This is a genomic window from Sanguibacter sp. Z41_6 (genome assembly GCF_059621145.1).
On sequence record NZ_JCAQIF010000001.1, the window covers coordinates 497,154 to 523,986 of the forward strand.

Annotated in this window: 25 protein-coding genes; 14 read left to right on the top strand and 11 right to left on the bottom strand. The window is 71.9% G+C overall.

What is annotated here, in order from left to right; translation table 11 throughout:
- Window positions 1–27 precede the first annotated feature (27 nt).
- Both AC54T1_RS02375 and AC54T1_RS02380 read left to right on the top strand, forming a co-directional pair.
- Window positions 28–681: a copper resistance CopC family protein gene (locus AC54T1_RS02375; protein WP_496910900.1), complete on the top strand. Its 654-nt coding sequence runs from the start codon at window positions 28–30 to the stop codon at window positions 679–681.
- A 2-nt stretch (window positions 682–683) separates the two neighbouring features.
- Window positions 684–1,505 (top strand): CPBP family intramembrane glutamic endopeptidase, encoded by an 822-nt coding sequence (locus AC54T1_RS02380; RefSeq protein ID WP_496910901.1) that lies wholly within the window; start codon window positions 684–686, stop codon window positions 1,503–1,505.
- Here AC54T1_RS02380 and AC54T1_RS02385 read toward each other — a convergent pair.
- Complete coding sequence (locus AC54T1_RS02385; protein WP_496910902.1) at window positions 1,407–2,288, bottom strand: HdeD family acid-resistance protein; 882 nt, start codon at window positions 2,286–2,288, stop codon at window positions 1,407–1,409. The genes AC54T1_RS02380 and AC54T1_RS02385 overlap by 99 nt on opposite strands.
- 189 nt (window positions 2,289–2,477) lie before the next feature.
- On the opposite strand from AC54T1_RS02385, the gene AC54T1_RS02390 reads away from it, so the two are divergent.
- The 3 genes from AC54T1_RS02390 to AC54T1_RS02400 all read left to right on the top strand — a co-directional run bounded on the left by AC54T1_RS02390 (window position 2,478) and on the right by AC54T1_RS02400 (window position 8,375).
- A complete protein-coding gene (locus tag AC54T1_RS02390) occupies window positions 2,478–3,224 on the top strand; it encodes an HAD family hydrolase (RefSeq protein WP_496911256.1) in 747 nt (248 codons plus the stop codon).
- A complete protein-coding gene (locus AC54T1_RS02395; RefSeq protein WP_496910903.1) occupies window positions 3,221–5,725 on the top strand; it encodes a glycoside hydrolase family 65 protein in 2,505 nt (834 codons plus the stop codon). The genes AC54T1_RS02390 and AC54T1_RS02395 overlap by 4 nt, the downstream gene beginning before the upstream one ends.
- 73 nt (window positions 5,726–5,798) lie before the next feature.
- Entirely contained in the window at window positions 5,799–8,375 is a 2,577-nt protein-coding gene (locus AC54T1_RS02400; RefSeq protein WP_496910904.1) for a lysylphosphatidylglycerol synthase transmembrane domain-containing protein, read from the top strand.
- Window positions 8,376–8,639: 264 nt separating this feature from the next.
- On the opposite strand, the gene AC54T1_RS02405 is transcribed toward AC54T1_RS02400, so the two are convergent.
- The 4 genes from AC54T1_RS02405 to AC54T1_RS02420 form a co-directional block, all read right to left on the bottom strand.
- A complete protein-coding gene (locus AC54T1_RS02405; protein ID WP_496910905.1) occupies window positions 8,640–11,048 on the bottom strand; it encodes a glycoside hydrolase family 31 protein in 2,409 nt (802 codons plus the stop codon).
- Window positions 11,049–11,125: 77 nt separating this feature from the next.
- Window positions 11,126–12,088, bottom strand: coding sequence for a sugar ABC transporter permease (locus tag AC54T1_RS02410; RefSeq protein ID WP_496910906.1), 963 nt, complete (start codon window positions 12,086–12,088; stop codon window positions 11,126–11,128).
- A 1-nt stretch (window position 12,089) separates the two neighbouring features.
- Window positions 12,090–13,703: an ABC transporter permease subunit gene (locus AC54T1_RS02415; protein WP_496910907.1), complete on the bottom strand. Its 1,614-nt coding sequence runs from the start codon at window positions 13,701–13,703 to the stop codon at window positions 12,090–12,092.
- A 132-nt stretch (window positions 13,704–13,835) separates the two neighbouring features.
- Window positions 13,836–15,137, bottom strand: a complete 1,302-nt coding sequence (locus tag AC54T1_RS02420) for a sugar ABC transporter substrate-binding protein (protein ID WP_496910908.1) — start codon at window positions 15,135–15,137, stop codon at window positions 13,836–13,838.
- A gap of 224 nt (window positions 15,138–15,361) precedes the next feature.
- Between AC54T1_RS02420 and AC54T1_RS02425 the strand changes: the two genes are divergently transcribed.
- Window positions 15,362–16,381 (top strand): LacI family DNA-binding transcriptional regulator, encoded by a 1,020-nt coding sequence (locus tag AC54T1_RS02425; protein ID WP_484343744.1) that lies wholly within the window; start codon window positions 15,362–15,364, stop codon window positions 16,379–16,381.
- Here the strand turns inward: AC54T1_RS02425 and AC54T1_RS02430 are convergent.
- Window positions 16,326–17,696 (bottom strand): YibE/F family protein, encoded by a 1,371-nt coding sequence (locus tag AC54T1_RS02430; RefSeq protein WP_496910909.1) that lies wholly within the window; start codon window positions 17,694–17,696, stop codon window positions 16,326–16,328. The two genes, AC54T1_RS02425 and AC54T1_RS02430, sit on opposite strands and share 56 nt — an antisense overlap.
- Before the next feature lie 38 nt (window positions 17,697–17,734).
- Window positions 17,735–19,000: an MFS transporter gene (locus tag AC54T1_RS02435; protein WP_496910910.1), complete on the bottom strand. Its 1,266-nt coding sequence runs from the start codon at window positions 18,998–19,000 to the stop codon at window positions 17,735–17,737.
- A gap of 181 nt (window positions 19,001–19,181) precedes the next feature.
- Between AC54T1_RS02435 and AC54T1_RS02440 the strand changes: the two genes are divergently transcribed.
- Complete coding sequence (locus AC54T1_RS02440) at window positions 19,182–19,631, top strand: hypothetical protein (RefSeq protein WP_496910911.1); 450 nt, start codon at window positions 19,182–19,184, stop codon at window positions 19,629–19,631.
- Complete coding sequence (locus AC54T1_RS02445) at window positions 19,628–19,939, top strand: winged helix-turn-helix domain-containing protein (RefSeq protein WP_484343748.1); 312 nt, start codon at window positions 19,628–19,630, stop codon at window positions 19,937–19,939. Before AC54T1_RS02440 ends, AC54T1_RS02445 begins: the two co-directional genes overlap by 4 nt.
- A gap of 108 nt (window positions 19,940–20,047) precedes the next feature.
- Here the strand turns inward: AC54T1_RS02445 and AC54T1_RS02450 are convergent, their stop codons facing one another.
- Complete coding sequence (locus AC54T1_RS02450) at window positions 20,048–20,332, bottom strand: HU family DNA-binding protein (RefSeq protein ID WP_484343749.1); 285 nt, start codon at window positions 20,330–20,332, stop codon at window positions 20,048–20,050.
- Between the two features lie 167 nt (window positions 20,333–20,499).
- On the opposite strand from AC54T1_RS02450, the gene AC54T1_RS02455 reads away from it, so the two are divergent.
- The 4 genes from AC54T1_RS02455 to AC54T1_RS02470 are packed head-to-tail and all read left to right on the top strand — an operon-like array spanning window position 20,500 to window position 23,796.
- On the top strand, window positions 20,500–21,708 hold the full coding sequence (locus AC54T1_RS02455; protein WP_496910912.1) for a class I SAM-dependent methyltransferase: 1,209 nt from the start codon (window positions 20,500–20,502) through the stop codon (window positions 21,706–21,708).
- On the top strand, window positions 21,705–22,730 hold the full coding sequence (locus AC54T1_RS02460) for a DMT family transporter (RefSeq protein WP_496910913.1): 1,026 nt from the start codon (window positions 21,705–21,707) through the stop codon (window positions 22,728–22,730). The genes AC54T1_RS02455 and AC54T1_RS02460 overlap by 4 nt, the downstream gene beginning before the upstream one ends.
- A complete protein-coding gene (locus tag AC54T1_RS02465) occupies window positions 22,727–23,263 on the top strand; it encodes a GNAT family N-acetyltransferase (protein ID WP_496910914.1) in 537 nt (178 codons plus the stop codon). The genes AC54T1_RS02460 and AC54T1_RS02465 overlap by 4 nt, the downstream gene beginning before the upstream one ends.
- The gene (locus tag AC54T1_RS02470; RefSeq protein WP_496910915.1) at window positions 23,260–23,796 is read left to right on the top strand and encodes a hypothetical protein; all 537 of its coding nucleotides are present in this window, start codon (window positions 23,260–23,262) and stop codon (window positions 23,794–23,796) included. Before AC54T1_RS02465 ends, AC54T1_RS02470 begins: the two co-directional genes overlap by 4 nt.
- Window positions 23,797–23,897: 101 nt before the next feature.
- Here AC54T1_RS02470 and AC54T1_RS02475 read toward each other — a convergent pair whose 3' ends face one another.
- Complete coding sequence (locus AC54T1_RS02475) at window positions 23,898–24,410, bottom strand: PGPGW domain-containing protein (protein WP_496910916.1); 513 nt, start codon at window positions 24,408–24,410, stop codon at window positions 23,898–23,900.
- A gap of 10 nt (window positions 24,411–24,420) precedes the next feature.
- Window positions 24,421–24,873, bottom strand: coding sequence for a DoxX-related protein (locus AC54T1_RS02480; protein ID WP_496910917.1), 453 nt, complete (start codon window positions 24,871–24,873; stop codon window positions 24,421–24,423).
- 83 nt (window positions 24,874–24,956) lie between these two features.
- On the opposite strand from AC54T1_RS02480, the gene AC54T1_RS02485 reads away from it, so the two are divergent.
- Together AC54T1_RS02485 and AC54T1_RS02490 are read left to right on the top strand one after the other, a co-directional pair.
- Window positions 24,957–25,430 carry a fluoride efflux transporter FluC gene (locus AC54T1_RS02485; protein ID WP_496910918.1) on the top strand — a complete coding sequence of 158 codons (474 nt, stop codon included), beginning with the start codon at window positions 24,957–24,959 and terminating at the stop codon, window positions 25,428–25,430.
- Window positions 25,427–25,792: a fluoride efflux transporter FluC gene (locus tag AC54T1_RS02490; RefSeq protein ID WP_496910919.1), complete on the top strand. Its 366-nt coding sequence runs from the start codon at window positions 25,427–25,429 to the stop codon at window positions 25,790–25,792. Before AC54T1_RS02485 ends, AC54T1_RS02490 begins: the two co-directional genes overlap by 4 nt.
- A gap of 42 nt (window positions 25,793–25,834) precedes the next feature.
- Here AC54T1_RS02490 and AC54T1_RS02495 read toward each other — a convergent pair whose 3' ends face one another.
- Window positions 25,835–26,776: a cation diffusion facilitator family transporter gene (locus AC54T1_RS02495; protein WP_496910920.1), complete on the bottom strand. Its 942-nt coding sequence runs from the start codon at window positions 26,774–26,776 to the stop codon at window positions 25,835–25,837.
- Window positions 26,777–26,833: the final 57 nt, after the last annotated feature.

Genomic DNA, 26,833 nt, shown 5'->3' on the forward strand with positions numbered 1-26,833 from the left:
TCAGGGGGCGTCGTTAGGGTGGTCCCCGTGACGACCTCCCTCGCGCTCCCCACCTCCACCCCGCGCGCGCGCCAGCGCCTCATGCTGCCGGTCATCGCGCTGCTCGCCGGTCTCGCGGCCCTGCTCGCGACCCCGGCCAGCGCCCACGACTCGCTCGTGAGCAGCGACCCCGCGGACGGCGCGCAGCTCACGGCGGCACCGGCAGCCGTGACCCTCACCTTCAGCGCGAACCTCCAGGCGCTCGGCGGCCTCGTCGTCGTCACCGACAGCGCCGGCACCCAGGTGGCCGCCGGGGAGCCCGCCGTCGACGGCACGACCTCGTCGCTCCCCCTGCCCACCGACCTGCCGAACGACACGTACACCGTGGCGTGGCGCGCGGTGTCCTCGGACGGTCACCCCATCGAAGGCACGTTCACCTACACGGTCGCTGCACCGGTCGGCCCCGTGGAGCCGTCCCTCGGGCCGGACGAGGGAGCGGACGAGGAGCCGGGGGAGATGACGACGCAGGAGGCCCCGACGCAGGACGACGCCACCACCGAGGACGACTCGAGCGCCCCGGCCGAGGCCGACGACGACTCGCCCGGTCTCCCCTGGCCCGGCATCCTCGTCGGCGCGCTCCTCGGCATCGTCGCCGGAACCGTGCTCGTCGTGCGGGCGAAGAAGCGGGCACCGAAGGAATGAGCATGACGGGCGACGTCGTCGGCGACGGTCCCGAGCTCTCGGCAGCGGCCGCCGCCCGCCGCGAGCGCTGGCGGACCGGCGCCGAGATCTGGATCGTCCTCGGCCTCAGCCTCGGCGCGTCGGGCGTCTACGCCGTCGTCAACATCATCGCCCGCCTCACCGCCGAGACCGCCCTGCGGGACCAGTCGGCGTCCCTCAACACCGCCCAGTCCCCGCGCCCGTACCTCGACCTCACGTACCAGCTGCTGTCGATCGGCTTCGGCCTCGTGCCCGTCGCGCTCGCGCTCTACCTGCTCTCCGCCCGGGGCGGCGGAGTCCTGCGCCGGATCGGGCTCGACGCCCGCAGCCCGCTCCGGGACACCGGTGTCGGCATCGGGCTCGCAGCCGTCGTCGGTATCCCGGGTCTCGCGTTCTACGTCGCCGGCCGGGCGATGGGCATCACGGTCGACGTCCAGCCCGCCAACCTCGACCCCTACTGGTGGGCGGTCCCCGTCCTCGTCCTCGCGGCACTCGAGAACGGGCTCGTCGAGGAGATCATCGTCGTCGCCTACCTCACCGAACGCCTCGAGGACCTGCGCTGGGGTCCGGTGAAGATCATCGTCACGAGCGCCCTCATCCGCGGCTCGTACCACCTCTACCAGGGCATCGGGCCGTTCTTCGGCAACGTCGCCATGGGCGTGCTGTTCGCCTGGTTCTACCAGTCGCGGTGGGGCAGGCGGCGCGTGCTACCGCTCGTCATCGCGCACACGGTGCTCGACGTCGTCGCGTTCGTCGGGTACCAGTTCCTCCCGGACTCCTGGCTCCGCGCCCTCGGCATCGGCTGACAGGCGGGGGCGCTCGGGCGCGTCGTCGATGTGGATGACGCCGCCCTTGCGACGTTTGGGCTCCTCGCGCGCGGCCGTCTTCGCCGCCGCACGCTCCGCCGACATCCGCTGGCTGTCCTCGCGCCGCGCGACGATCGCGTCGAGCACCGGGCTCTGCCCGGCCAGTGCGCGGTCGAGGTCCTGCGCGACCGACCGCACCGAGAACGCCGAGACGAGGTGGATGGACCCCGTGACGAAGGCGTAGACCGCGAACACGAGGGTCGTCACCTCGAGCATCCCGGTGATGTCCCCCGACCGGGTCACGAGGAGGAACCCGAACAGCGTCGACACGAGCCCGAACGTCAGCAGCCACGGCCACGCGAGGTCCCGGTTGCGGACGAGCGTCGCGGCCCCGATGACGGACTGGACCCCGAGGACGAGAGCCCACACGACGAGCAGGTAGAACAGCGTCGTCGGGGTGAGCGACGGCCACAGGACGATGAGCACCGCGAACACCACGTCGGTGATGCCCTGGACGAGCCACCAGCGCCACCCGGTCTCCTGGCGGCTGGCCAGGCCCTGGAACGCGCCGATGAGACCGTCGGCCAGCAGGAAGGCGGCGAAGACGTACTGCACCCTGCCCATCTCGGACAGCGGCTCGATCATGAGGAGCAGACCCAGCGCGATGAGGACGAGCCCGCGCAGGAGCGGCAGCCACCACGTGGGACGCACCGCCCGGGCGATGCTCGTCGGCGGTTCTGCGTCCCGTCGGTCGGTGCGGGATGCGGAGGTCTTGCGTGCCATGGTCCACCTCGTGAGGACAAGCTCCGTGTGCGGGGCGGGCGCATCTCCCCGAGCGTCCATCGTAGGACCGGGCGTAGGCTCGTGCCCGCCGCCAGAACGCCCGCCCGCCCGGAGAATCTGAGGACATCGACCGTGCCTGATGACCGCACCGCCCTCGACGCGACCGCCCTCGGCGAGCGCCTGCGCACCATGAGCGCGGTCCTCTTCGACCTCGACGGCGTGCTCACCCCGACCGCGGACGTCCACATGCACGCCTGGTCGCGACTGTTCACGCCGTACCTCGAGTCGCACGGGGCCGCCGGGTACACGGATGCCGACTACTTCACCTACATCGACGGGCGCCCCCGGTACGAGGGGGTCCGGGCACTCCTGACGTCCCGCGGGATCGAGCTGCCCGAGGGCCTGCCGACGGACCCGCCGGAGGCTGACACCGTCTGCGGCCTGGGCAACCGCAAGAACGCCGTCTTCACCACCGTGCTCGCCGAGGACGGTGTCACCCCGTACCCCGGGTCCGTCGACCTCCTCGACGCCGTGACCCGCCTGGGCCTCGCTGTCGCCGTCGTCTCGAGCTCCCGCAACGCCGTGCCGGTGCTGGAGGCCGCGGGCCTGCGGGACCGGTTCGACGTCGTCGTCGACGGGGTCCTCGCCGCACGTGAGGGGATCGCCGGGAAGCCGGCTCCCGACACGTACGTGCACGCCGGAGCCCTCCTCGGGCACACGCCCGACCGGTGCGTCGTCGTCGAGGACGCGCAGTCCGGTGTCCGCGCCGGCCGGGCCGGCGACTTCGGGCTCGTCGTCGGGGTGGACCGCGGCGTGGGCGCCCAGGCGCTGCTCGACGACGGTGCGGACGGTGTCGTCACGGACCTCGCCGAGCTCGTCCCCGCGCTCACCGCGCAGGACCGGACACCCGCAGGAACGATCGAGGACAGCCCATGAGAAGGATCGTGTCCGACCCCCTCGACCGCACCCGCTTCCCCATCGACGAGTGGGCGCTCGTCGAGACCATCATCGACCCCAGCGACGCCGGGACCACCGAGACGCTGTTCACCACGGCCAACGGCTACCTCGGGGTGCGCGGCAACGTCGAGGAGGGCCGCAGCGGACACACCCACGGCACGTTCGTCAACGGGTTCCACGAGACCTGGAAGATCCGTCACGCCGAGGAGGCCTTCGGGTTCGCGAAGGTCGGACAGACCATCGTCAACGCGCCGGACGCCAAGGTCATCCGCCTCTACGTCGACGACGAGCCGCTCGTCCTCACCCAGGCGGACATCATCAGCTACGAGCGGCGGCTCGACTTCACCACCGGGGTCCTGTCCCGCCGGGTCGAGTGGCGCACGCCGTCGGGCAAGCGCATCCTCATCCGCTCGCGGCGCATGGTCTCGTTCGTCGACCGGCACGTCGCCGTCATCGACTACGAGGTCACCCCGCTCGACTCGGACGCGTCGATCGTCATCTCCAGCCAGATCCTCAACCGGCAGGACGGCCAGGACGAGTACACCTCGGGGGCGCCGGCGAGCGTCACCACCGCGGACCCCCGCAAGGCCGAACGCCTCGCGGACCGCGTGCTCCTGCCCCGCTTCCAGCACGCCGCGGACGGCCGGTACCTCCTGGGCTACCAGTGCGCCAACTCGAAGATGACGATCATCGCGGGGGCCCAGCACACCCTGCAGACGGATAACCGCTTCTTCGAGACGTCGCACATCGAGAACGACCTCGCGAAGCACGTCTACACGATCCAGGGCCGCGCCGGCGTGCCCATCCGGCTCGTCAAGACGCTGAGCTATCACACGTCGCGCGGTGTCCCGGCGCGGGAGCTGAGCGACCGGTGCAACCGGACGCTCGACCGGGTGGGTGCAGGCGACGTCGAGGACCTCTTCGACGCGCAGGTCGCGTGGCTGGCCGACTACTGGGCCCGCACCGACGTCGAGGTCCACGCCCACCCCGCGATCCAGCAGGCCACCCGGTGGAACCTCTTCCAGCTCGCCCAGGCGACGGCGCGCACGGACGGCAGCGGCATCGCCGCGAAGGGTGTCTCCGGGAGCGGGTACGGCGGACACTACTTCTGGGACACGGAGATCTACGTCCTGCCCGTGCTGACGTACACGTCGCCCCTCGTCGCCCGCAACGCCCTGCGCTTCCGGCAGAAGATGCTCGGCGCTGCGCGGGACCGGGCGACGGAGCTCAACCAGCTCGGCGCGCTGTTCCCGTGGCGCACCATCAACGGTCTCGAGTCGTCCGCGTACTTCGCGGCCAGCACCGCCCAGTACCACATCGACGCGGACATCGCCTTCGCGCTCGCCCAGTACATGCGGGCCACGGGCGACGTCGAGTTCCTCGCCAGCGGCGCGATCGACATCTTCGTCGAGACGGCCCGCATGTGGGCCGACCTCGGCTTCTGGCGTGGCAACGGCGATCCCACGTTCCACATCCACGGCGTGACCGGTCCGGACGAGTACACCACCGTGGTCAACGACAACCTCTACACGAACGTCATGGCGCGGGCGAACCTGCGCACGGCGGCGGCGTCCGTCGAGTACCTGTGGCGGACGGACCGCGCCGCCTGGGAACGCATGACCACGCGGCTCAACCTCGACGACCTCGAGCTCCTCGAGTGGACGCGCGCGGCCGACAACATGCACATCCCCTACGACGAGACCCTCGGCATCCACCCCCAGGACGCGCAGTTCCTCGAGAAGGAACGGTGGGACCTCGAGCAGACGCCCGACAGCCTCAAGCCGCTGCTGCTGCACTTCCACCCCCTGGTGATCTACCGGTTCCAGGTGCTCAAGCAGGCCGACGTCGTGCTGGCGCTCCTGCTCCAGGGAGACCAGTTCACGGCCGAGCAGAAGCGCGCCGACTTCGACTACTACGACCCGTTGACGACCGGCGACTCGACGCTCTCCGCCGTCGTGCAGTCGATCATCGCCGCGGAGATCGGGTACCAGGACCTCGCGATCCCGTACTTCCTGGAAGGTCTGTTCGTCGACCTCGCGAACCTTCACAACAACACCCCCGACGGTGTGCACGTGGCGTCGGCGGGCGGCATCTGGAGCGCCCTCGTCATGGGCTTCGGGGGCATGCGCGACCACAACGGCGTGTTCTCGTTCGACCCACGCCTGCCTGACGCCTGGACGGGGCTGACCTTCCGCATCACCCTGCGACGCACCCGGGTGCGCGTCGACCTGCGCCAGCACGAGATGGTGTTCACCGTCGAGGTCGGGGACACCGCGACGGTCGTCGTGCGCGGCGAGGAGGTGACCGTGAGGTCCGGGACCCCGGTGACCGTCCCGCTCGCCGGACAGGGGCACCACCTGCTCGGCTCGCCCAGCGCCCGAGCGATGGACGGGATCCGCCGGCCCGACGGCTCCTTCATGACGGCCTCGCTGCCCACCCTCGCGCTCGACAACGATCCCGAGCACGCCGAGCACGCGTAGGAGAGGGAGACCCGGACCGCGCCGCAACGAATAACCTCCCCCGGGCGCATCCTCCCGGAATAGACTTCAGAGCATGCCGACCTCACCTCGCCGCCCCCCGGTGGCGCACGACGTCGGCTCCTTCCACCCCGTCGACGAGCACCGGGACGCGGCCGCCGCGGCCCGGAACGACGACACCGACCAGCCCGTGCTCGTCATCGACACCCCGATGAGCCACGTCCGCCAGCCGCGCGACCTCCTCGCGCTCGTGCTCACCGCCGTCGGCGCTGCGATGGTGCTCGTCCTCGCCGTCTACGCGCACGGCACCACCGAGGGCGTGCAGGCGGACGTCCGCAACTTCTCGTCCGTCCTCGCCCGCGTGCTGTTCCTGCCCGTCGCCCTCCTCGAGGGTCTCGTCACGCTCGTCGTGCCGGTCGCCGTCCTCACCGAGATCGCGATCCGACGCATGGGTCGCCAGGTCGTCGAGTGCATCGCCGCCCTCATGCTCGGCCTCGCGCTCTCCGCCGTCACCGAGTGGGCGCTGCTGACCTTCGCGACCCCCGACCTCATCCAGGGCATGTCCGTACCCCTGCGCGGCGTCTACACGCTGACGATCCCCGGGTACGTCGCCGGCATCGCCGGACTGCTCACCGCCGCCGGCCCCCGCACCCGCCGCCGGACCGTCGCGTTCTCCTGGAACCTCCTGTGGGTGTCCCTCGGCATCGTCCTCGTCATCGGTCAGGTGTCCCTCGCCGGGGTGCTGCTCACCCTCCTCCTCGGACGGCTCGCCGGGCTCGCTGTCCGCTACGCGGCGGGAGTCACGAGCGAGCGCGCCTACGGGGACGACCTCGTCGCCGGCGTCCGGCGCGCCGGGTTCCACCCCACGGCGCTCGTGCGCGTGCGGGACGTCGCGGACGCACCTCTGAGCGGGGACGCCCCGGGACCCACCGGTGACCCCTCCCGCGACCTCGGCACCGACCCGTCCGCCGTCGCCATCACCCGCTACTCCGACAACCGCGTCTACGCCCTCACGCAGGAGGACGGCCCGCGCCTCGACGTCGTCGTCCTCGACGGCGACCGCCAGGTCATCGGTTTCCTCACCCGCCTGTGGCGGTCCCTGCGGATGCGCGGGATCGACGGGCGGTCGGCCATCTCGCTGCGCGCCGTCGCCGAGCGCGCCGCCCTTCTCGCGTACGCGGCCCGCGCTGCCGGAGTCCGCTCCCCGGAGCTCGTCGGCATGGCGGAGGCCAGCGACTCGATGCTCCTCATCCAGGAGCACACCGTCGGCACCGTCCCCCTGCGGGACCTGCCGACCGAGCAGATCACCGACGCCGTGCTGCGCGACGCGTGGTGTCAGCTCGAGCTCGCCCACGGCGCAGGCCTCGCGCACCGCGCCCTGACCGCGGACGTCCTCCTCGTGGGGACCGGGCCCGACGGCGCGCCCCAGGTGTGGCTCACCGGCTGGGAGTCGGGCGACGTCGCCTCCTCGACCCTCGCCCGCCGCGTCGACCGGTCACAGCTCATCGCCCTGCTCGCCCTGCGGGTCGGCGCCGAGCGTGCCGTCGCGTCCGCCGCCGCCGTCCTGCCCGAGGAGGACATCGCGGCGCTCGGCCCGCTCCTGCAGACCGTCGCCCTGCCCGCCAGCACCCGCGAGGAGGTCGGCCGGCACAAGGAGGTGTTCGCCGAGCTCCGCACCGCGCTCCTCGCCCGGATGCCCCAGGCCGACGTCGAGCCCGTCAACCTCGTGCGCTTCGGCGCCCGGACGATCATCACGCTCGCGATCACGATCGTCGCCGTCGTCGTCGTCGTCACCACCGTGAACTTCGACCAGATCGCCCGGGCGGTCGCCGAGGCCCAGCCGTGGTGGGCCCTCGTCGCGTTCGCCCTCGGACTCCTCACGTGGGTGGGGGGCGCGGTGACGCTCGTCGCGTTCTCCCCCGTGCGCCTGGCCCTCGTCCGCGTCACTCTCGTGCAGGCCGCCGCGTCGTTCGTCGCCCTCGCCGCACCCGCCGGGATCGGTCCAGCGGCGCTCAACCTGCGGATGCTCACCCGCCGGGGCGTGTCCACGTCCCTCGCCGTCGCGACGGTCGCGCTCGTCCAGGTGTCCCAGCTCGTCGTGACGATCATCCTCGTCGTGGTGCTGTCGGTCGTCACCGACAACGGCGGGGCGCTGCGCAGCCTCCCCTCCGCCACCGTGTTCTCGGCCCTGGCGATCCTCGCTGCCGTCGCCGCCGTCGCGTTCCTCGTGCCCGCCGTCCGCCGCTGGTTGCACACGAAGATCGAGCCGATCGTCCAGCAGCTGTGGCCGAGGTTGTCCGAGATGCTCGGAAACCCGGGGCGGATGGCGCTCGGGCTCGTCGGCAACGCCGTCATGACCCTCGGTTACGTCTTCGCGTTCGACGCCGCGCTCGCTGCGTTCGGCCGGGAGGTCAACCTCATCGACGTGGCTGTCGTGTACCTCATCGGCAACACGGTGGGTTCGTTGGCCCCCACCCCGGGTGGTCTGGGAGCGATCGAGCTCGCGCTCGTCACCGGGCTCACGACCACGGCCAGCGTCTCCGCACCCATCGCGACGTCTGCCGTCGTGCTGTTCCGGGTGGTCACCTACTGGGCGCGCATCCCGCTCGGCTGGATCGCGATGCGCTACCTGCAGAAGAAGGGCGACCTCTAGCGGGTCGCTGTCCGGCCCGGCGACCACGGGGCGGAAGATACGGAGACGTCTCACCCGCACAAGGTGAGACGTCTCCGCACTGCACGGGCCGCCGCAGGCACCAGTGGATCGCACCGGCGGTCCCCCTGGGGCCCGGACGAGGTCTGCACCCCGACGGATCGAATACTAGCCCCACGCGTGGCCGCGGTGGGAGCGCTCCCTTCGTTGACATCACTGACCTCCGGTCAGCGATGGGGAAGCGCCATGCCCCCCGGGGTGTCCTCGTCAGTCAGCCGCGAGAGGGCGCACGGGAGCCGGCCTGGTGCGCAGGGAAGCGCCGAGCTGCTCGGTCAGTGCGGCGAGGAGGGCGGGCTCGAGACCGAGCGCCACGAGCTGGGACAACCGCCCCGCGACGGGCCCCGGTGCGGTCGCGAGCCCGAGGATCCGGGTCTTGAGGTCGAACTCGATCTGCGCCCGGTCGAGGAGCGCGAAGACCCGCTCGGTGACGTGGTTGTCGTGCAGCCCGGGCTCAGCACCGAGCTCGACGACGACCTCGCTGTCGCGCGGCACGTCCGTGACGGTGACGGCGACCCGGGTCCCGGTCCGAGCAACGTGCCCGGTCACCGGACGACCGTCGACGGTCACCGGAATCTCACCCTCGTGCGCCAGCGCAGGGAAGGTCAGGGTCCATGAGCGGACCGCCGGCACGACGTGCGCTGCCCCCGACGCGGGCCGGACCACGACACGGCCCGACGCCTGCTCGTACGTCAGGGTGGTGCACGCGAGGTCACCATCGCGGGTGTCGTCGTCCTCGATGAGCTCGAACGTCCCGTCCGCGCCGACGACGACGAGCACCTCGAGGTGCCGGGGGCTGACCGGGTCGTTCACCGGCACGGCGCTCCCGTCGAGCGGGACGATGGCACCAGCCCGGGCGAGGACCGGCAGCGCCGTGACGTCACGGTGCATCGTGAGCTCACGGTCGCCGTCGTACACAAGGTCCGCCAGGACGTCCACCCACACCCCGGCGGGCAACCACGTCCGCACCTGCGCGGTCCGGGTGCGCGGGTCGCACGGCTCGGTGATCGCAGCCACGACCAGCTGGGAACCGAACGCGTACTGGTTCGGGACCTCGTACGCCTGGGGCGCCTCCGGCGCCGCGTAGTACATCGGCAGCACGAGCGGGGTCCCCGCCGCTGCGCGGTGGTTCATGGTGTGCAGGTACGGCACCAACCGGTGCCGCAGCCGCAGCATGTCGACCATCGCCTCCCGGGTGTCCGTGGGGAACGTCCACGGCTCCTTGGTGATGAACGGGTTGGCCCCCGAGTGCAGACGCGTGATCGGCGAGAACACACCGAGCTGCAGCCACCGCGTCGAGAGCTCGTCGTCCCGGGTGCCGTGGAAGTGCCCGCCGATGTCGTGGCTCCACCAGCCGTAGCCGATGTTGCTCGCCGTGGCGGTGAAGTGCGGCTGGAACGCGAGGCTCGCCCAGGAGATCACGGTGTCCCCGGAGAACCCCACGGGGTAACGGTGGCTGCCCGGTCCCGCGTAGCGCGAGAAGGTCAGCGCCCGGCGGTCCTCGCGGGCGTTGTCGAGGAAGTGGAAGTGGTTGAGCATCCACAACGGGTCGATCCCGGCCACCCGCGAGTGCGGCCCGGACTGCCAGTCGAGCCACCAGAAGTCGACCCCGTCGGCCTCGAGACCACGGTGCAGGACGTCGAAGTACGCCGTGAGGAACTCACGGTCCGTGACGTCGAACGAGATGGGCTCACGCGTCGCCGGGTCGAGACCGAGCGCCCGTGCCATCGCCACGTAGGCGTCCTCGTGGGCGCGCACGCCGTCCGCGGGGTGCACGTTGAGCGTCACCCGGAGACCGCGCTCGTGCAACCACGCGAGGAACCCGGCCGGGTCCGGGAACAGGTCGCGGTTCCACGTGTAGCCCGTCCACCCGCTGCCGAGCTCCCGCGGGACGTCGGTGACGTGCCAGTCCATGTCGATGACGCTCACCGAGAACGGGATGCCCTCCTCCTGGAACCGCGTGATGAGCTGCGCGTAGGAGTCCGCCGTGTAGCGGTGGTACCTGCTCCACCAGTTGCCGAGCGCGTAGCGCGGGAGCACGGGCGTGGGCCCCGACACCGCGTAGAGGGCCGCGAGCGCCTCCGTGTAGTCGTGCCCGTACGTGAACACGTAGAGGTCGTGGCCGCCCGCGGGGCGCGGCGCGACCCAGCCCTCGTCGTCGAACAGCATCGACGACGAGTCGTCGATGACGGCATAACCGTTGCGGGAGACCACCCCGGGCTCGAGCGGCACCGCACCGTCCGCCTTGTCGAGCGTGCGGGCGGTCCCGCCGAGGTCGTCGGCCGGCTGCCCGAACCGCCACACCGAGTGGTACGCGCTGATGCCGCCCTGGACGGCGACGCTCAGGCCGCTCGTGGTGAACGGCCCCTTGTCGTACGTGAGCCGCATCCGGGACGTGACGATCTCGAGGTGCGTGCCTGAGTCGTGGACGGTGAAGTCCGGGACGTCGAGCGCACGGTTGAGCGCGAACGTCGATGCCCGGTCCTCGAAGCGGCCGGTGTCCGAGTACTCGAGGCGGACGAGACCGTCCGTGAGGACGGTGATGCGGTAGCGGTCACCGGCCACCACCGCCCCGGGACGGGCGATCGGGTCGGTGGACAGGCGTCGTGCGCTGGGCATGGGGATGTGTTCTCCGGAGCTGGGACGGGGCGGGACGGGGAGCCGGGACGGGCGGGGCGGTCTGCAGGGAGGGGCTGCTACCCCTTCACCGCACCTGTGGTGAGCCCGCCGACGATGAACCGCTGCAGGTACTGGAAGAGCAGGACCACGGGCAGCGCAGTGAGCACCGCGCCGGCCGCGAAGACACCGAGGTTGTTCGACCGGTCTGATTCGATGATGCCGTACAGACCCACGGCGAGCGTCTTGACCTGGGTGTCGGTGAGGAAGATCGAGGCCATGAGGAACTCCCCGATCACCCCGACGAACGCGAGGAGGGCGGTCACGGCGAGGATGGGCCGCACGAGCGGCAGGATGATCCGGAAGAACACCGTCGCGTGACCGGCGCCGTCCATGATCGCGGCCTCGTCGAGCTCCTTGGGGACGGTGTCGAAGAACCCCTTGATGAGCCACACGTGGGCGAGGGCGCCACCCATGAGCACGAGGCAGTACCCGAGGATGGTGTTCATGCCCAGGCTCGGGAGGACCTCGCCGATCGCGGTGAACATCGTGAACAGCGCGATCACGGCGAGGAACTGCGGGAACATCTGGATGAGCAGGAGGGTGAGCAGACCCATCCGGCGACCACGGAACCGGTGCCGGGAGAAGGCGTAGGCGGCCAGGGCGCTGCACAGCACCTGCCCGACGGTCACGACGAGGCAGACCACGAGGGTGTTGCGCATCCACGTGAGGAACGGCCGCGACGAGTCCGTGAAGAGGGCCTCGAAGTTCACGAGGCTGAACCTCGTCGGGATGACCCCGGTCGACACCACGGTGCCGAGGGGGTTGACCGACGCGGACAGGATGTAGAGCACCGGGATGATCGCGAACGCGACGGCGGCGAGGCCACCGACGTGGCGCCACCCGACCTCCCGCCACCACCGCAGTCCGGTGGGGCGGACGAGGGTGTCGTCGCGGCGGCGCCGACGGGCGGCGGGGCGGCCGCCCGTCGAGGTGGTGGTCCTCCCGTTGGTCGACGCGGCGGTGCGTGGGGTCTGGGCCATGTCAGTTCACCTCTTCGAGCATGCGGGTGGCGCGGAACTGCAGGGCGGCGATGACGCCGGTGAGGATGAACAGGAGCGTCGCGATGGCCGACGCGAAGCCGAACTGCGCGCCGCCCCCGCCGAACGCCAGCCGGACGGTGTAGCTGATGAGGATGTCCGTCCCGCCGGCCGTGGGGTTCTCGGGCGTGAACGGTCCGCCCTTGGTGAGGAGCTCGATGACGTTGAAGTTGTTGAAGTTGAAGGCGAACGACGAGACGAGCAGGGGTGCGACGCTCACGAGGAGCAACGGGAGGGTGATCTTGCGGAACCCCGTCCACCCGTTGGCGCCGTCGATGCTCGCCGCCTCCTTGAGCTCTCCCGGGATCGACTGCAGCGCACCGGTGCACACGAGGAACATGTACGGGAACCCGAGCCACAGGTTGGTGAGGAGGACGGCGATCTTGGCCCAGAACGGGTCGCCGAGCCAGTTGATGTCGAGTCCGGTGAGCTGGTTGATGAGCCCGAAGTCCTGGTTGTAGAACCCTGTCCACACGAGGATGCTGATGAACCCCGGGATGGCGTACGGCAGCAGCAGGATGGACCGGTAGGCCTTCTGGCCGCGCACGCGCCGGTCGTTGAGCATGACGGCGAGCACGAGACCGAGCGCGAAGCACAGGGCGACGGACCCGGTCGCGAAGACGACGGTCCACGCGAAGATCCGCAGGAAGTCCTTGAGGATCCGCGGGTCGTCGATCACCTTGGCGTAGTTGGCGAGCCCGACGTCGGCCTTCCACGACTGGTCCGACAGCCGGGTGCCGTCCGCGGAGACGAAGTATTCGCGGTCGCCCTGCTCCTGCACCGTGTACTCGACGCCGGTCTCGGTGTTGGTGATCGTGTCGCGCGTCTCGTCGTACTGCAGGACGGTGATGCCCTCGTACGCCTCCCGCAGACCTCGTTGCTGGATGGCACCGTTCTCGGTGAGGACGGTCATCTCCGCGAGCGCTGACGACGCGGCGTTGATCTGCTGGGGCGTGAGGAACGTGTAGCCGTCGGCGGCAGTGACCGCGCCGTCCTCGACGGTGACCTCGTCGTCCCCGAGCTCCTCGAGGCCTTCCTCCGTCCCGGCGTAGACCTGACCGGTCTCCGGGTCGACGAGGAAGAACGTGTAGGGCCCGGAGGCCGGGTCGCCGGTGGTGGCGATCGACAGTGCGTACGTGCGGGCGTCGGGCGCCTGGACGATGGAGTTGCCGATGATCCGGCTGACGGTCTCCTCCTTCGTCGAGCGTGTGCCGTCGCCGTAGTTCGTGGTGGACGACTGCACCGTGAAGGCCACGGGCAGCACGATGAACAGGACGAGGAAGATCGACCCGGGCACGAGGTACTTGGCGGGGATCGCCCGGCGCCCCGCGTAGGTGGCGAGGAGCACGGCGGCGAGAGCCCAGACGGCGACGAGGATGCCGTACTGCTCGGCGGCGACGAGCGCGGGGGTGAGTGCGACCGCGGTCCCGAGGATGGTGCCGAGGCTGACCACCTTGATGATGACGGTCAGCGCCCCGGTCGTGCCGCGCGGGCGCCGGACGCGCCGGGGTTCCGCGGACGGGGTACGTCCGGGCGTGGGTGTGAGGGTCTGGGTCACGGCGGTCCTGGCTCTCGGGAGCACGTCGCGCCGGTGGCGCTGTGCGGGCGGGGAGGTGCTGTGCGGGCGGGGAGGTGCGGGCGGGGAGGTGGATGTGGGGCCCGGCGACGGCGCGCCGGGCCCCACGGGGGGTCAGCCTGCGGCGACCGCTGCGCGGATCGTCTCGGCCGTGCTCTGCATCGTCGAGGTGGGGTCGGCGCCACCGACGACCGCGGCGTAGGCCTGGCCGAGCGGGGGCCAGATCCCGGCCATGAACGCGAAGTCGGGCAGCAGGGTGGCGTTCTGCCCGGCCCCGGCGAGCTTGCCCATGTCCGGGTCCTCGACTGAGACGGTCGCGAGGACGTCGGCGTGCACGGGCGGGCGGGGGTCCTCGGCGTACATGGCTGCCATGGCCTCTTCGGAGTTCATGGTGTTCGTGATGAACTCCTGCGCGAACGTGGGGTTCTTGGCCTTGGACATCTGCCAGAAGGCCTGGGCACCGAGGAACGGTGCGGCGGGGCTGCCACCTTCGAACGCCGGGATGGGGCTGATGTCGTAGGGGACCCCGGAGGCGCGCACGTCGGCGAGCGCCCACGGCCCGGTGACGAGGAACGCGGCGTTGCCCTCGGTGAACTGGGCGATGGAGTTGGTGCCGTCGATCGACTGGGACAGGACGCCGGCCTCGCCGAGCGCACCGATCTTCTCCGCGGCGGCGATGGAGCCGGCGTCGTCGATGCCCACCTGCGTGGGGTCGTACTGACCGTCCTCGTCGATGGCGAACAACGAGCCACCGGCCGAGGTGAAGAAGGCGTACATGTGGTACGCGTCGCCCTCCTGGCCGACGGGCAGGCTCAGCGCGCGCTCGACGAGGCCTGCCTCGACCGCGGCCTGGCCGGTGGCGACCATGTCCTCGACGGTGGCCGGGGCGTCCGGAGCGGCCTGGGTGTTGCGGATGAGGACGAGATTCTCCATGCCGTACGGCAGGGCCCAGACCTGGCCGTCGCGCGTCACCGACGCGACAGCGCCCTCGTCGTAGACGGCGAGCTCGTCCGGGGTGAGGGACAGCGGGGTGATGGCGCCGTTCTGCAGGGCGCCACCGAGGAAGTCGTTGGGCAGGGTGAGGATGTCGGGGCCGTTGCCTGCCGCGTTGGCGGTGATGGCGTTGGCCGCGAGGTCCGCGGCGATGACCTGGACGGCGACGGTGATGCCGTTGTCCTCGCCGAACTGCTCGGCGATGGGGGTGATGGCCCGGGCGGCGACATCGGACGTCCAGATGACGAGGTCCGCGTCGGCGCGCTCGGGCGCCTCGCCCTCGGTGCTCCCTGTGGTGCTGGGATCCTGCGTCGGTGCGGGCGCCTCGCTGCTGGAGCACGCGGCCGTGACGGCCAGCACTCCGGTGGCGAGCCCTGCGGTCAGGATCCGGGACAGCCGGCGTGGCTGTGGTCGGGTCGACATCGTCGGGACTCCTCTGGTCTGACGGCCGGCGCGGCGCCGACCGATCGCCGCTGAGCCCGCGGCGTCCGTTGCCGACGAGCCCCGCCGTCCGGACAGCTCTGTCCGGCACCAAACGTAAGCGGTTACGTAGGACCTTCGCCGCTGTCTGCGGTCATTGTCAAGCCCGTGGGATCACAATTCCGCAGCGTCACGTAAACGGTTACGTGCAGCGGTAGGGTGGCGGCGTGTCGAAGACCCCGACGTACAACATGGCTGACCTCGCCGAACGGGCCGGCGTGTCGATCGCGACCGTCTCCCGCGCCCTGAGCGGCGCGCCCGGCGTCTCCGCCGTGACCCGGGACCGCATCCGTGACCTCGCCCGCGAGCTGTCCTACACCGTCTCCCCCGACGCGGCGCGCCTCGCCCGCGGTTCGAGCGGCCGCGTCGCCGTCGTGACACCCAACGTCGCGTCCTGGTTCTTCGCGTCGATGCTCGACGGCATCGTCACGGCCCTGCACGGCTCCGACGTCGACGTGCTGCTCTACGAGGTCAAGCACGAGCGCGAACGCCGCCGGTTCTTCGAGGAGCTCCCCGCGCGCCGCCAGGTCGACGCGGTCATCCTCATCGCCATGCCCATCAGCGCGCGCGAGCGCGACCGGCTCGAGTCGATGGACGTCACCGTCGTCATGGCGGGCGGCACCCTCGGAGACCACCCGCACGTCCGGGTCGACGACGCCCTCATCGCCCGGCAGGCCACCGCGCACCTCGTCCTCGCTGGTCACGAGCGGATCGCGATGATCAACTCCACCGGCACGTGGCGCCTGGAGTACGCGGCCCCGGGTGCACGCTTCGAGGGGTTCCGGGCGGCGCTCGACGACGCCGGCATCCCGCTCCGGGACGAGCTCGTCGTGCGGACACCGTTCGGGTCCGCCGGTGGCACCGAGGGGATGAGCCGGCTGCTCAGCCTGCCCGAACCGCCGACCGCGGTCGTCGCATTCTCCGACGACGTCGCGTTCGGCGCCCTGCGCACCCTGCGCCGGGCCGGCGTCGCCGTGCCCTACTCGATGTCGCTCGTCGGCATCGACGACCACGAGCTCGCGGACATGTTCGACCTCACGACCGTCCACCAGCCCGTGACCGCACAGGGGTCCGCCGCCGGCCGGCTCGTCCACCAGATCCTCGCGGGTGACGAGCCCGAGTCCGTGCACCTCACCCTGCCGACGCACCTCGTCGTCCGCGGGACGACGGGGCCCGCACCGCACTGACGGTTCGCGGCGCCGGGCCCCGGCGTGGGCTGACCGGCACCTCGCCCAACGATCCGGCGCCACCCACCGCGAGCGCCGCGATGGCGGTCGTGATGGGGATCGCCAGGACCAGGCCGATGGACCCGACGAGGGTGCGCACCACCTCCTGGGCGATCTCCCCGGACGTGAGCGTCTGGCCGAGGCTCACGTTGACGAGGCTCACGACGAGCAGCATCGGCAGAGCGGCACCGAGGTACGCGAACGCCACGGTGTAGACGGTGGATGCGATGTGGTCGCGGCCGATGCGCATGCCGCGCCGGAAGAGCTCGAGGCGGCCCATGTGCGGGCTCACGGTCCGCAGCTCCCACACCGCCGACGCCTGCGTGATGGTGACGTCGTTGAGCACGCCGAGCCCGGCGAGGACGATCCCGCACAGGGCGATGCCGGTGAGGTCGATCGTCGGCGCGTACACGGGCAGGAGGCGCAGGTTCTCGTCCGCGAGGCCCGCGACCTTCGCGGCATCGACCGCCCACCCGGCCAGCACGGCGGTGATGACCAGCCCGAGGAAGGTGCCGAGCAGCGCGGTCGACGTCCGTGCGTTGAAGCCGTGCGCGAGGTACAGCACGACGAACATCACGGACGCGGAGGTGACGAGCGCGACCCCGACCGCAGACTCCCCGACGAGGAGGGCGGGGAGCGTGAACGTCACGATGACGGCGAACGCGATGCCGAGCCCCGCCATGGCGGCCAGCCCGCGCCACCGGGCGACGGCGAGCACGACGACGGCGTAGACGAGCGCGAGCATCCCGATGGGGACGTCTCGCTTGTAGTCCATGAACTGGTAGGCGCTACCGGCGGCCGCGGCGGCGGGGATGTGGAGGATCTTGTACTCGTCACTGACCTCGACCCCGGCCTCCACGAACTCCGGCGGGAGCTGGACGAGGACCTCCTCGTCGGTGCCCTGGAGCGTCACCGGGACGAGGAAGTTCTCCTGCGCCGGCCCGGTCACCGTGCCGAACACCATGCCGGCGGTGTTCGCGGTGGGGTCGATCGGCCGCCCGGGGGCGTCGTGCGGCCAGAGCGCGACGAGCCCGACGAGCGTCGCCAGGAGCGTCGGGACGAGCAGCGCGGCAAGGATGAGCCGCACCTGCCGCGAGGCCCGGGGCACCGGCCCGTGGGAATGCCCGTGCACCGCGACGTCGGGCGTGCGCCCGCCGGGCGCCGGCGTACCGGGCGCCGTCTCGTCGGGCGCAATCTCGTCGGGCGCCGTCTCGTCGGGCGCCGTCTCGTCGGGCGCCGTCTCGTCGCGCGCGGTCTCGATCTGCTCGTCTGCCACGGCCCCGATCCTCCCAGACCGCGCGGGCCTCCCCGGGGCTACCTCCGCGCGGCAGGCTCGCCAGCGGCCACGGTGGCCGCGAGCGCGGCCTCGCGCCGACGAACGGTGTCCCTCCGTCCGTGGACGAGGTGGTAGAACCCTGCACCGACGCCGACGAGCCCGGCGAGGAGGAGGTACATCGTCCCGAAGCCCACCTGGCTGAGCAGCAGCCCGAGGACCACGGGGCCGAGCCCGAACCCGACGTCGATCATGAAGAAGTGGGTCGAGATGGCGACGCCGATGCGCCGCACCGGCACGCGGCCGACCGCGACGGACTGCAGGGCGGCCATGAGCGTGCCGAAGCCGAGTCCGAGGAGCGCTCCGGCGAGGACGAGGACGAGGCTGGACCGGGCTGCGGAGAGCACGACGAGGCCCGCCGCGAACGCGACGATCGCGGGGTAGACGACGACGTTGTCCCCGTGGCGGTCCTGCACCTTGCCCGCGACGAGGCGCGAGACGAGCAGGACGGCGGCGTAGACGAGGAAGAACACGCTCGCGCCCGTCTCGAGCCCGCGCTCCTCGGAGAACGCGTTGAGGAACGTCAGCACGCTGGAGTAGGCGAGGCCCATGACGAGCATGAAGGCGGCGACGGGCACGACGTCGGCGTGCAGCATGTCCCGCGGGTGGAACCGGCGCAGGCGCGCGCGCTCCTCGGGGTCGAGCTGCTTGCCCGGTGCCCGCAGGAACAGCGCGGCGACGATGGCGAGGACGGAGGCGGCGATGGACGCGACGAACAGCGCCGGGTAGCCGGGGCCGCGGACGAGCTGGAGGGCGAGGAACGGCCCGATCGCGGTGGCGAGCGTCGTGCTCAGTGCGAAGTACCCGGTGCCCTCCGCGCGACGGGCGGGCGGGATGATCTCCTGGGCGACGGCCATCGCCGCGGTGCTGCCGAGCGCGAAGGCGATGCCGTGGACGGCCCGCACGCCGAGGAGCAGACCGAGCGAGTCGGCCGGGAGGTATCCGACGGCGGCGACGAGGAAGAGTGCGAGCGCGACGAGGAGGACGCGGCGGCGCCCGACGAGGTCGGCGAGGTTCCCGGCGAAGAGACGAGCGAGGGTCGCCCCGATGATGAAGACGCTCGCTGCGAGCCCGCTCTCCGTGTCGGAGGCGCCGAAGCTCACGACGGCGTAGAGCGCCATCGTCGTCATGAGGAGGTAGAAGACGAAGGCGAGGGCGAAGTTCGTGACCCACGCCAGGACGAGGTCCCGGGTCCAGAGGGTGGTCCTCGCGGGCTCGCCGAGGTCATGAGTGGTGCTGCGCGTCACGTGTGATGCCTGTCCTGATGATCGTCGAGCGACGCACGGTTCGCTACGGACCCGAGCGACGGGCCGTCGAACATCTTCGCACTGCGAACGGCCAGATGCCGCCTCTGACGCGTGTGACGGGAACGACGTCGCCGCTCACGACCGATCGCCTTTCCATCATGGAAAGGCTAGTGTTTCCGATATGGAAAACAGCAAGCGACGCCCCAGCCCGGCTGATGCCCGTGCGGCCCTGGACGCCATCGACGAGAGCCGGGCGAGCCTCGCCCCGTTCGTGCGCTCGCCCTGGTGGCTCTACCCCGCGCACGGCGTGTGCGTCGCCCTCCTGCTCCTCGGCCTGCCCCTGAGCACGTCGGACATGGCCCGGGGCTCGGGGCTCATCGTCGCGTCGATCGTCCTCCCCCTGCTGCTGCAACGGCCCGGACGGATCGTCCTCGACGCCTACACCCACCCCGCATGCCGCGTGCCCGCGGTCGCCTACGCCGTGGCACTCGTCGCCCTGCTGGTCATCGCGTTCATGACCACCGACAACGCGGGCGTCTACGTCGCGGCGGGCGCAGGGTTCCTGCTCACCGTGGCCCTCGGACCGGTCCTGGACCGGCGGGTCGAGCGCGCCGTCCGGACGGGACGATGACCGACGACGGGTTCGACGAGCTCATCCACGCACCGGTCCGCCTGCGCATCTGCTCGTTGCTCGCCGAGGTGACCGAGGCGGAGTTCGGGACGGTGCGCGACGCGCTCGCCGTGAGCGACTCCGTCCTGAGCAAGCACCTGCGTGTCCTCGAGACGGCGGGCTACGCCGTTGTGCGCAAGGGGACCGTCAACACCCGGACACGGACCTGGGTGAGCCTGACGAAGGCAGGGCGGGCGGCGTTCGCGCAGCACGTGGCGGCGCTGCGGCTGCTCGCGAGGAGCGCCGACCTGCCGGAACCCGGGGCCTAGCGGGGTCCCACCTCGGCGGCGGGACACGAAGGGCCCGGCCCCGAGGACGTGTCCTCGGGGCCGGGCCCCTCATGGTCTGACCGGGCGTACGCCCTGGTCAGGGATGGATCACTTGGTGCTGACGGCCTTCTTGAGGAGGCTGCCGGCGCTGATCTTCACACCGAAGCCAGCGGGGATCGAGATCTCCTCGCCGGTGCGGGGGTTGCGGCCGGTGCGCGCAGCACGCTCGACGCGCTCGACGGAGAGCAGGCCCGTGACCTTGACGGCCTCGCCCTTGCTGAGCGACTCGACGAGAACCTCCTGGAGAGCGGAGAGCGCGGCGTCAGCGTCGGTCTTGGTGAGACCGGACTTGCCGGCGATAGCCGAGACGAGGTCAGTGCGGTTGAGCGACATGTGGATCCCTTCTTCGGTCCCGTCCCGCACGGTCGGAACCGGTGCGAGGAGACGTACTGTGCCGGCCGTACGGCCGGGCTTCGTGGACAACACTAGGGAATCTACGGGCACATCCGCGATTTTTCGCTATTCCCGTGTCGCGTGGCTCGGATCAGGGACACTGGAGCATGCCCTCCTTGCCCGACACCATCGCGCCGCTCCTCAACAACCTCAGCCGCTTCCCGGACGCCGAGGGGCGGGACCTGCACGGCTTCGACGGCGTCGACCGGCTCCTGCTCGAGGAAGCGATGGGCGACATCGCGCCTGATGAGGTGGGGGCCCCGGGCACGAGCGACCGCCGCGTCGTCGTGCTCGACGACGAGTACGGGGCGCTCACGCTCGGCGCGCTCACTCTCGGCGCGTGGGACGTGCGCGTCCACCAGGACTCCCTCACGGGCGTGCGCGCCCTCGCCAACAACGCCCGGCGTGCGGGCGTCTCCGGGTACGTGAGCGTCGACCCCCCGGCCGCCACGGCCGGGGCGGCGGGCGACGCGCTGCTCGGCGCCGAGCTCCTCGGCGGGGCCGACGTCGTGCTCCTGCGCCTGCCGAAGAGCCACGACGCCCTCGCCGAGATGGCCGACGCGATCGCCCGGCACGCCTCCCCCGGAGTGGTCGTCCACGCCGGGGGTCGCGTGAAGCACATGAGCCGCGGCATGAACGACGTGCTCGCCGCGTCGTTCGGCGACGTCCGCGCCGGGCTCGGACGCTACAAGTCGCGCGTGCTCACGGCCCGCTCGCCGCTGCCGGTGCCGGAGCGACCCGCGTTCCCCCGGTCGGAACGGCTCGACGAGCTCGACCTCACCGTCGTCGCACACGGCGGGGTGTTCGCCGGGACCCGTCTCGACCTCGGGACGCGGTTCCTCCTCGAGTTCCTGCCCCGCATGGACCCGGATGCGCGCGACGCCGTCGACCTCGGGTGCGGGACGGGGATCCTCGCGACGATGCTCGCCCGCACGCGCGAGGGTCTTCACGTCGTCGCGAGCGACACGTCCGCAGCCGCCGTGGCGTCCGCCGCGGCGACAGCACGCGCCAACGGCGTCGAGGCCCACGTCCGCGCGGTGCGCGACGACGCCCTCGCGTCGCTGCCGACCGCGAGCGCCGACCTCGTCGTGTGCAACCCGCCGTTCCACAACGGCACCACCGTCCACACGGCGTCCGCGCAACGCATGTTCGACGGCGCGGGTCGCGTCCTGCGCCCGGGCGGCGAGATGTGGACGGTCTACAACTCCCACCTCACGTACAAGCGGGACCTGACGCGCGCCGTCGGGCCGACGACGATGATCGGCCAGAACGTGAAGTTCACCGTGACGAGGTCCGTGAAGTCCGAGGGCCGGTGACCAGCCGGCGGCGGGCGGTCGCGGCAGGCGCGGAGCAGCGACTCGTCGTCGACGGGACGCTGCTCGTCGTCGCGGCAGCGTGGGGGTCGACGTACTGGGTCGGCAAGGAGCTCGTCACCGCCGACACGGTGCTCAGTCTGCTGGCCGTCCGGATGGTCCTCGCCGCCGCGCTCCTCGGGCTCGTCGCCGCTGCACGCCGCGCACGGATCCACGCCCGGGACCTGCAGCTCGGGACGTTCCTCGGGCTCATCCTTGCCGCGGTGTTCCTCTTCGAGACGTTCGGCATCGCCGGTACGAGCGCCACGAACGCGGGACTCATCATCAGCCTGACGATCATCTTCACGCCGCTCCTCGAGACCGCGCTGGGCGGCGCCCCGCTGAGCCGGTGGTTCTACGGGGCCGGTCTCGTCGCGGTCGTCGGCGTGCTGCTGCTGTCCGGCGGGATCGCCGGATCGTTCCAGCTCGGCGACGGGCTCGTGCTCGTCGCCGCCGTCGTGCGCGCGGTGCACGTGACGACGATGCACAGGCGGTCGGTGCCGCAGAACGACTCGATGCACCTCACACTCGTGCAGATGTCGACGTGCGCCGTCGTGTTCCTCGTCGCGTCGGCGCTCTGGGGCACGTCCGTCCCGGAGTACGCGCAGAGCCTCGACGGCGGCGCGACGACGCAGCTGCTCTACCTCGTCGTGGCCTGCACGGTGTTCCCGTTCCTCGTGCAGATGTGGGCGGTCCGAAAGACGTCCCCGACGCGTGTGAGCCTGCTGCTCGGCACGGAGCCGGTGTGGGCCGCAGTCATCGGGGTGACGCTCGCCGGCGACGCGTTCGGTGCCCCGGGCGTCGTCGGGATCCTCCTCGTCCTGGCGGGCACCCTCTGGGGCCAGCAGATCGAGGCACGACGCCGGACCGCCTTTCCGACGGCGGAGGACCGGAGCGTCGCGGCTGTCATGGACAGGGGGACGCAGATCGCTCCGGCTCCTGCCCCGGTGGCGCCCGTCGTCGTGCCCGAGGAGGCCGCACGGTGACGGGTGTCCTGCGGGCCTGGAGCGCTGCCGACGCACCGGCGCTGCGGGACGCCTTCCTCACCTCGTCCGACCTCGGGGTCCAGCTCGGCGGGGCGGATCTGTCGACCGCGGTCGCGGCTCGTGACTACATCGAGCGCGCGCTCGCCGGGAGCGAGGTGTCACGATGCTGGGCGATCGTCCACCGAGGAGTGGCCGTGGGGAACGTCGCGGCGACGGCGATCGAGCGCCGGCACGACAGCGCGTGGATGTCCTACTGGCTCGCCGCATCAGGCCGAGGACTCGGCCTCGCGACGCGCGCGCTGAGCACCGCCGCGGACTGGGCGTTCGACGCCGGGCTGCACCGGCTGGAGCTGGGCCACCGGGTCAACAATCCTGCGTCGTGCCGGGTCGCGGCGCGGGCCGGCTTCATCGCAGAAGGGATCGAGCGAGCGAAGCTCCGGCACGGCGACGAACGGTTCGACGTCGAGACGCACGCGCGCCTCGCGACCGATCCGGCACCCGACGTCGAGCCTCTGCCGATGGTGATGCCATGACGTCACGGACGACCACCGCCGGGTGCGCCATGCTCGTCATGCTCAGCCTCACGCTGGCGGCGTGCTCCTCCGGCGGTACCCCGGACGGGCCGGGCACGACGACCGGACCGAGCAGCTCCCCGCCCGGTGTCTCTGACGCACCTGTGGCCTCTGACCCACCCATCGTCATCTCCCCACCCATCGCGATCACGCCACCGGTGTTCACACCCGCAGCGGTTCCGCAGGCCGTCATGGACACGAGGATCGAGGGGAAGCTCGACCTCGTCGAGGGATGCTTCGTGCTCCGGGCCGTGCCGGCCTCGACAGACGCGACCACGGAGAACGGCGCCCTGGTCGTGTGGCCGCACGGGTCGGCACGCACGCAGGGCCGTCTCGACGCGGTCGACGTGCCCGGGGCCGGGACCGTCGCGGTCGGGGACATGATCGCCGGAGGCGGCGGGCCGGGTGACGCGACCATGCCGTACCACCGCGCAGCGCAGTGCCCCGTCGCCGAGTTCGACGGCGTCGTGCAGCTCGACTCGATCGAGCCCTGAACCCCCGGCCCCAGGGCTTCGAGGCCCAGGCCGGGCCGCCGAAGCACGACCCGCGGTCGCCTGAGGAGGAGACGGTGGAGGACGTGCGTCGGACGGGCCCCTCACGTGGGGGGTGAGTCGTCCTCCTCGGCGGCATCCGGCGTCGGACGCGGGTCCGGCCGGGGCCGCCCACGGTACCGGCGGAAGCTGTAGACGATCGTGGCCAGGGCGAGGATCCCCGAGACGATAAGGGTGATGCCCGTCGCCCACCCGCCCGGGAGCCACCAGCGTGCGTCCACCGGCCACCATCCGGGCACGGGGAGGCCTGTCCCCCACACGACTCCCAGCCCGACGAGCACGACCGCGCCCGAGACGCTGGAGAGGATCCGGAGCCACGTCTGCACGCCGTCCCACGCCAGGCCGTGCGCCCGGTCCATGACGGGCCGGAGCACGCGCTCCGCCCATGCGTACTGCAACGCCAGGACCGCGAGACCCGCCGCCATGAAGAGGAGTCCCGGTCCGGGAAGGACCAGCGCGGCCACTCCTGCGGTGACGAGCACCCAGCCCACCACCTCGATCGCGCTGCGCCGCACCCACCGCGGGACCGGGTGCCGACGGCGCTCGGGGCGGGTCATCTCCTGTCCCTCATCGCACGTCCCCGCGCTGACCGGCTCGACGAGCGACCGCGAGCGCCCACAGGACGAGCGGGGCCTGCAGCGGGAGCCGCGCCCAGGCGATCCGTTCGCGCGCGGCCCCGCGCCCGCGTGCTGAGCCCGCGTGCCGTCGGCGGGAAGCGGTGGCGCGCACCGCCATCGTGACGTTCCCGGGGAAGACGGCGACGAACAGCGCCGCGGCGGCGAGCGCCCCGGCCCGGCGGGTCGCGGGGTGCGCGACCGCCGCCGCGCAGGCCAGCTCACCGACGCCGCTGCCCAGCACCCAGGCGCGCGGTCGGCCGAGCGCGTGCGGGATGAGGCCCTCGTAGGCGCGGGGGGCGACGAGGTGCGTCGCCCCGGCGGCAGCGAGGACCCCCGCGAGCACGAGGGCGGACGTTGGGGAGGTCGGGCCGGGCGAGATGGGTGGTGTCGCGGTGACGGGCATCCCCCCACGCTAGGCGTCCCACCGGGCACACGGCGATCGAGACACGGGACGCCCAGCGCACACGTGGGTGGGATGCTGTGGTCGTGACCCGGCCCCTGCACCTGCGCCCGCAGCTGGTGCTGCTCGTCGGTGTCGGCGGCGCTGCCGGGACGTCGGCCCGGTACGTCCTCACGGACCACGTCCCCTCCTGGCAGGGGTGGCCGGTGGCGACGCTCGTGGAGAACCTCCTCGGCGCGTTCCTCCTCGGGCTCCTGCTCGAGGCCCTCGTCCGGATCGGGCCCGAGACCCCCCGGCGTCGCCTCGTCCGCCTCGGGCTGGGGACAGGACTGCTCGGAGGGTTCACGACCTTCTCCGCCCTCGCTCTCGAGACCCAGCGCCTCCTGGCCGACGGGGCGGTCGGCACCGCGCTCGGCTACCTCAGCGCGTCGGTCGCTGGTGGTGTCGTCGCGTGCTTCGCGGGGGTCGTCCTCGCAGCGCGCATGCAGCTCCCCCGACGATCGGCCGACGCTGATGCCCACCTGCCCGCCGCCACCGGTCCGCGGGCAGGCTCCTCGTGATCCCCCTCGCGCTCGTCGCCGTCCTCGGTGGGCTCGGGGCCGCCACCCGGTTCGTCGTCGACGGGGCGATCCGCAGGCGGTGGTCGAGCGCGTGGCCCATCCCGACGATCGTCGTCAACGTGGGCGGCTCGCTCGCCCTCGGACTCGCCGTCGGCGCTGGCCTCGCCGGCGCGACGCCTGCCAGCGTCGTGGCGGGGGTCGCCGCGTTCTGCGGCGGCTGCACGACCTTCTCGACGGCGATGGTCGAGACGGTGCGGCTCGTCCAGGCGGGCGACGTCCGGCGCGCGCTCGGCAACGCCGCCGGGACCGCGGTGCTCACGGTCGCGGCTGTCGCTGGTGGCGTGGGACTGGCCCTGCTCTGAGCGGCACGTTCCGCCCGAGCGGTCCGGGCCGACCGCCACGGCTCAGGGGTGCGCCCCGTGCTCGTGGTGCGCGTGGGACGGGGGCTCGACCTGGAACGTCGAGTGCTCGATGTTCACGGGGAAGTGCTCGGCGACGCACTCCTGCAGGGCGTCGAGGATCCGTGGCACGTGACCGTCACGGAAGCATGCGTCGTCGACGACGACGTGCGCGGTGAGCACCGGCAGGTCTGCTGAGATCTGCGTGGCGTGCAGGTCGTGGACGGAGAGCACGTGGTCGAGGGCGAGGATGTGCTCGCGCACGCCGTCGAGGTCGAGGCCCCGCGGCGTGGACTCGAGGAGGACGTCGACGGTCTGGCGGAGCAGCCGCACGGTGCGGGGCACGATGAGAGCGCCGATGAGCAGGGCGGCGACGGCGTCCGCGCCCGACCACCCGGTCGTCGCGATGACGACGGCGGCGACGATCACCGCGACCGACCCCAGGGCATCGTTGAGGACCTCGAGGAACGCCCCGCGCATCGCGAAGCTCTCCGTGCGGGCCGAGGACAGCACGGCGATGGCCGCGACGTTGCCCACGAGGCCGAGCACCCCGAACACGAGCAGCTCCGTCGACGGCAGCTCGGGCGGGGTGACGAGCCGCCGGACCGCCTCGACGACGACATAGACGCCGACACCCAGCAGCACGAGCGCCTGCGCCGCTGCGGCCAGGACCTCTGCCCGCCGGAACCCCCAAGTACGCGCGGACGTCGTCGGCCGCAGCGCGAGGGACGTCGCCACGAGTGCCATCGCGAGCCCGCCCGCGTCCGTGAGCATGTGCGCGGCGTCGACGAGGAGCGCGAGGCTCCCGGTCCACAGGGCACCGACCACCTCGGCGACGAGGATCGTCGCCGTGATCGCGAAGGCGATCCCGAGGCGACGGCGCTGGCCGCGCGTGCGGGCCTCCCAGCCGTGGCTGTGCCCGTCCGCGGGTGTCCCGTGTGCGTGCATGCGTCGATGCTCGCACCTCTGAGGTCGAGACGCCGCTGACAGCAACACACAACCTTC

Excerpts from the sequence above, each read along its gene's own strand:
- AC54T1_RS02395 (WP_496910903.1), top strand. The coding sequence starts at position 3,221 with ATGAGAAGGATCGTGTCCGACCCCCTCGACCGCACCCGCTTCCCCATC.
- AC54T1_RS02470 (WP_496910915.1), top strand. The coding sequence starts at position 23,260 with ATGACGTCACGGACGACCACCGCCGGGTGCGCCATGCTCGTCATGCTC.
- AC54T1_RS02475 (WP_496910916.1), bottom strand. The coding sequence starts at position 24,410 with ATGACCCGCCCCGAGCGCCGTCGGCACCCGGTCCCGCGGTGGGTGCGG.
- AC54T1_RS02385 (WP_496910902.1), bottom strand. The coding sequence starts at position 2,288 with ATGGCACGCAAGACCTCCGCATCCCGCACCGACCGACGGGACGCAGAA.
- AC54T1_RS02400 (WP_496910904.1), top strand. The coding sequence starts at position 5,799 with ATGCCGACCTCACCTCGCCGCCCCCCGGTGGCGCACGACGTCGGCTCC.
- AC54T1_RS02405 (WP_496910905.1), bottom strand. The coding sequence starts at position 11,048 with ATGCCCAGCGCACGACGCCTGTCCACCGACCCGATCGCCCGTCCCGGG.
- AC54T1_RS02410 (WP_496910906.1), bottom strand. The coding sequence starts at position 12,088 with ATGGCCCAGACCCCACGCACCGCCGCGTCGACCAACGGGAGGACCACC.
- AC54T1_RS02420 (WP_496910908.1), bottom strand. The coding sequence starts at position 15,137 with ATGTCGACCCGACCACAGCCACGCCGGCTGTCCCGGATCCTGACCGCA.
- AC54T1_RS02390 (WP_496911256.1), top strand. The coding sequence starts at position 2,478 with ATGAGCGCGGTCCTCTTCGACCTCGACGGCGTGCTCACCCCGACCGCG.
- AC54T1_RS02380 (WP_496910901.1), top strand. The coding sequence starts at position 684 with ATGACGGGCGACGTCGTCGGCGACGGTCCCGAGCTCTCGGCAGCGGCC.
- AC54T1_RS02455 (WP_496910912.1), top strand. The coding sequence starts at position 20,500 with ATGCCCTCCTTGCCCGACACCATCGCGCCGCTCCTCAACAACCTCAGC.
- AC54T1_RS02495 (WP_496910920.1), bottom strand. The coding sequence starts at position 26,776 with ATGCACGCACACGGGACACCCGCGGACGGGCACAGCCACGGCTGGGAG.
- AC54T1_RS02445 (WP_484343748.1), top strand. The coding sequence starts at position 19,628 with ATGACCGACGACGGGTTCGACGAGCTCATCCACGCACCGGTCCGCCTG.
- AC54T1_RS02450 (WP_484343749.1), bottom strand. The coding sequence starts at position 20,332 with ATGTCGCTCAACCGCACTGACCTCGTCTCGGCTATCGCCGGCAAGTCC.
- AC54T1_RS02440 (WP_496910911.1), top strand. The coding sequence starts at position 19,182 with ATGGAAAACAGCAAGCGACGCCCCAGCCCGGCTGATGCCCGTGCGGCC.
- AC54T1_RS02480 (WP_496910917.1), bottom strand. The coding sequence starts at position 24,873 with ATGCCCGTCACCGCGACACCACCCATCTCGCCCGGCCCGACCTCCCCA.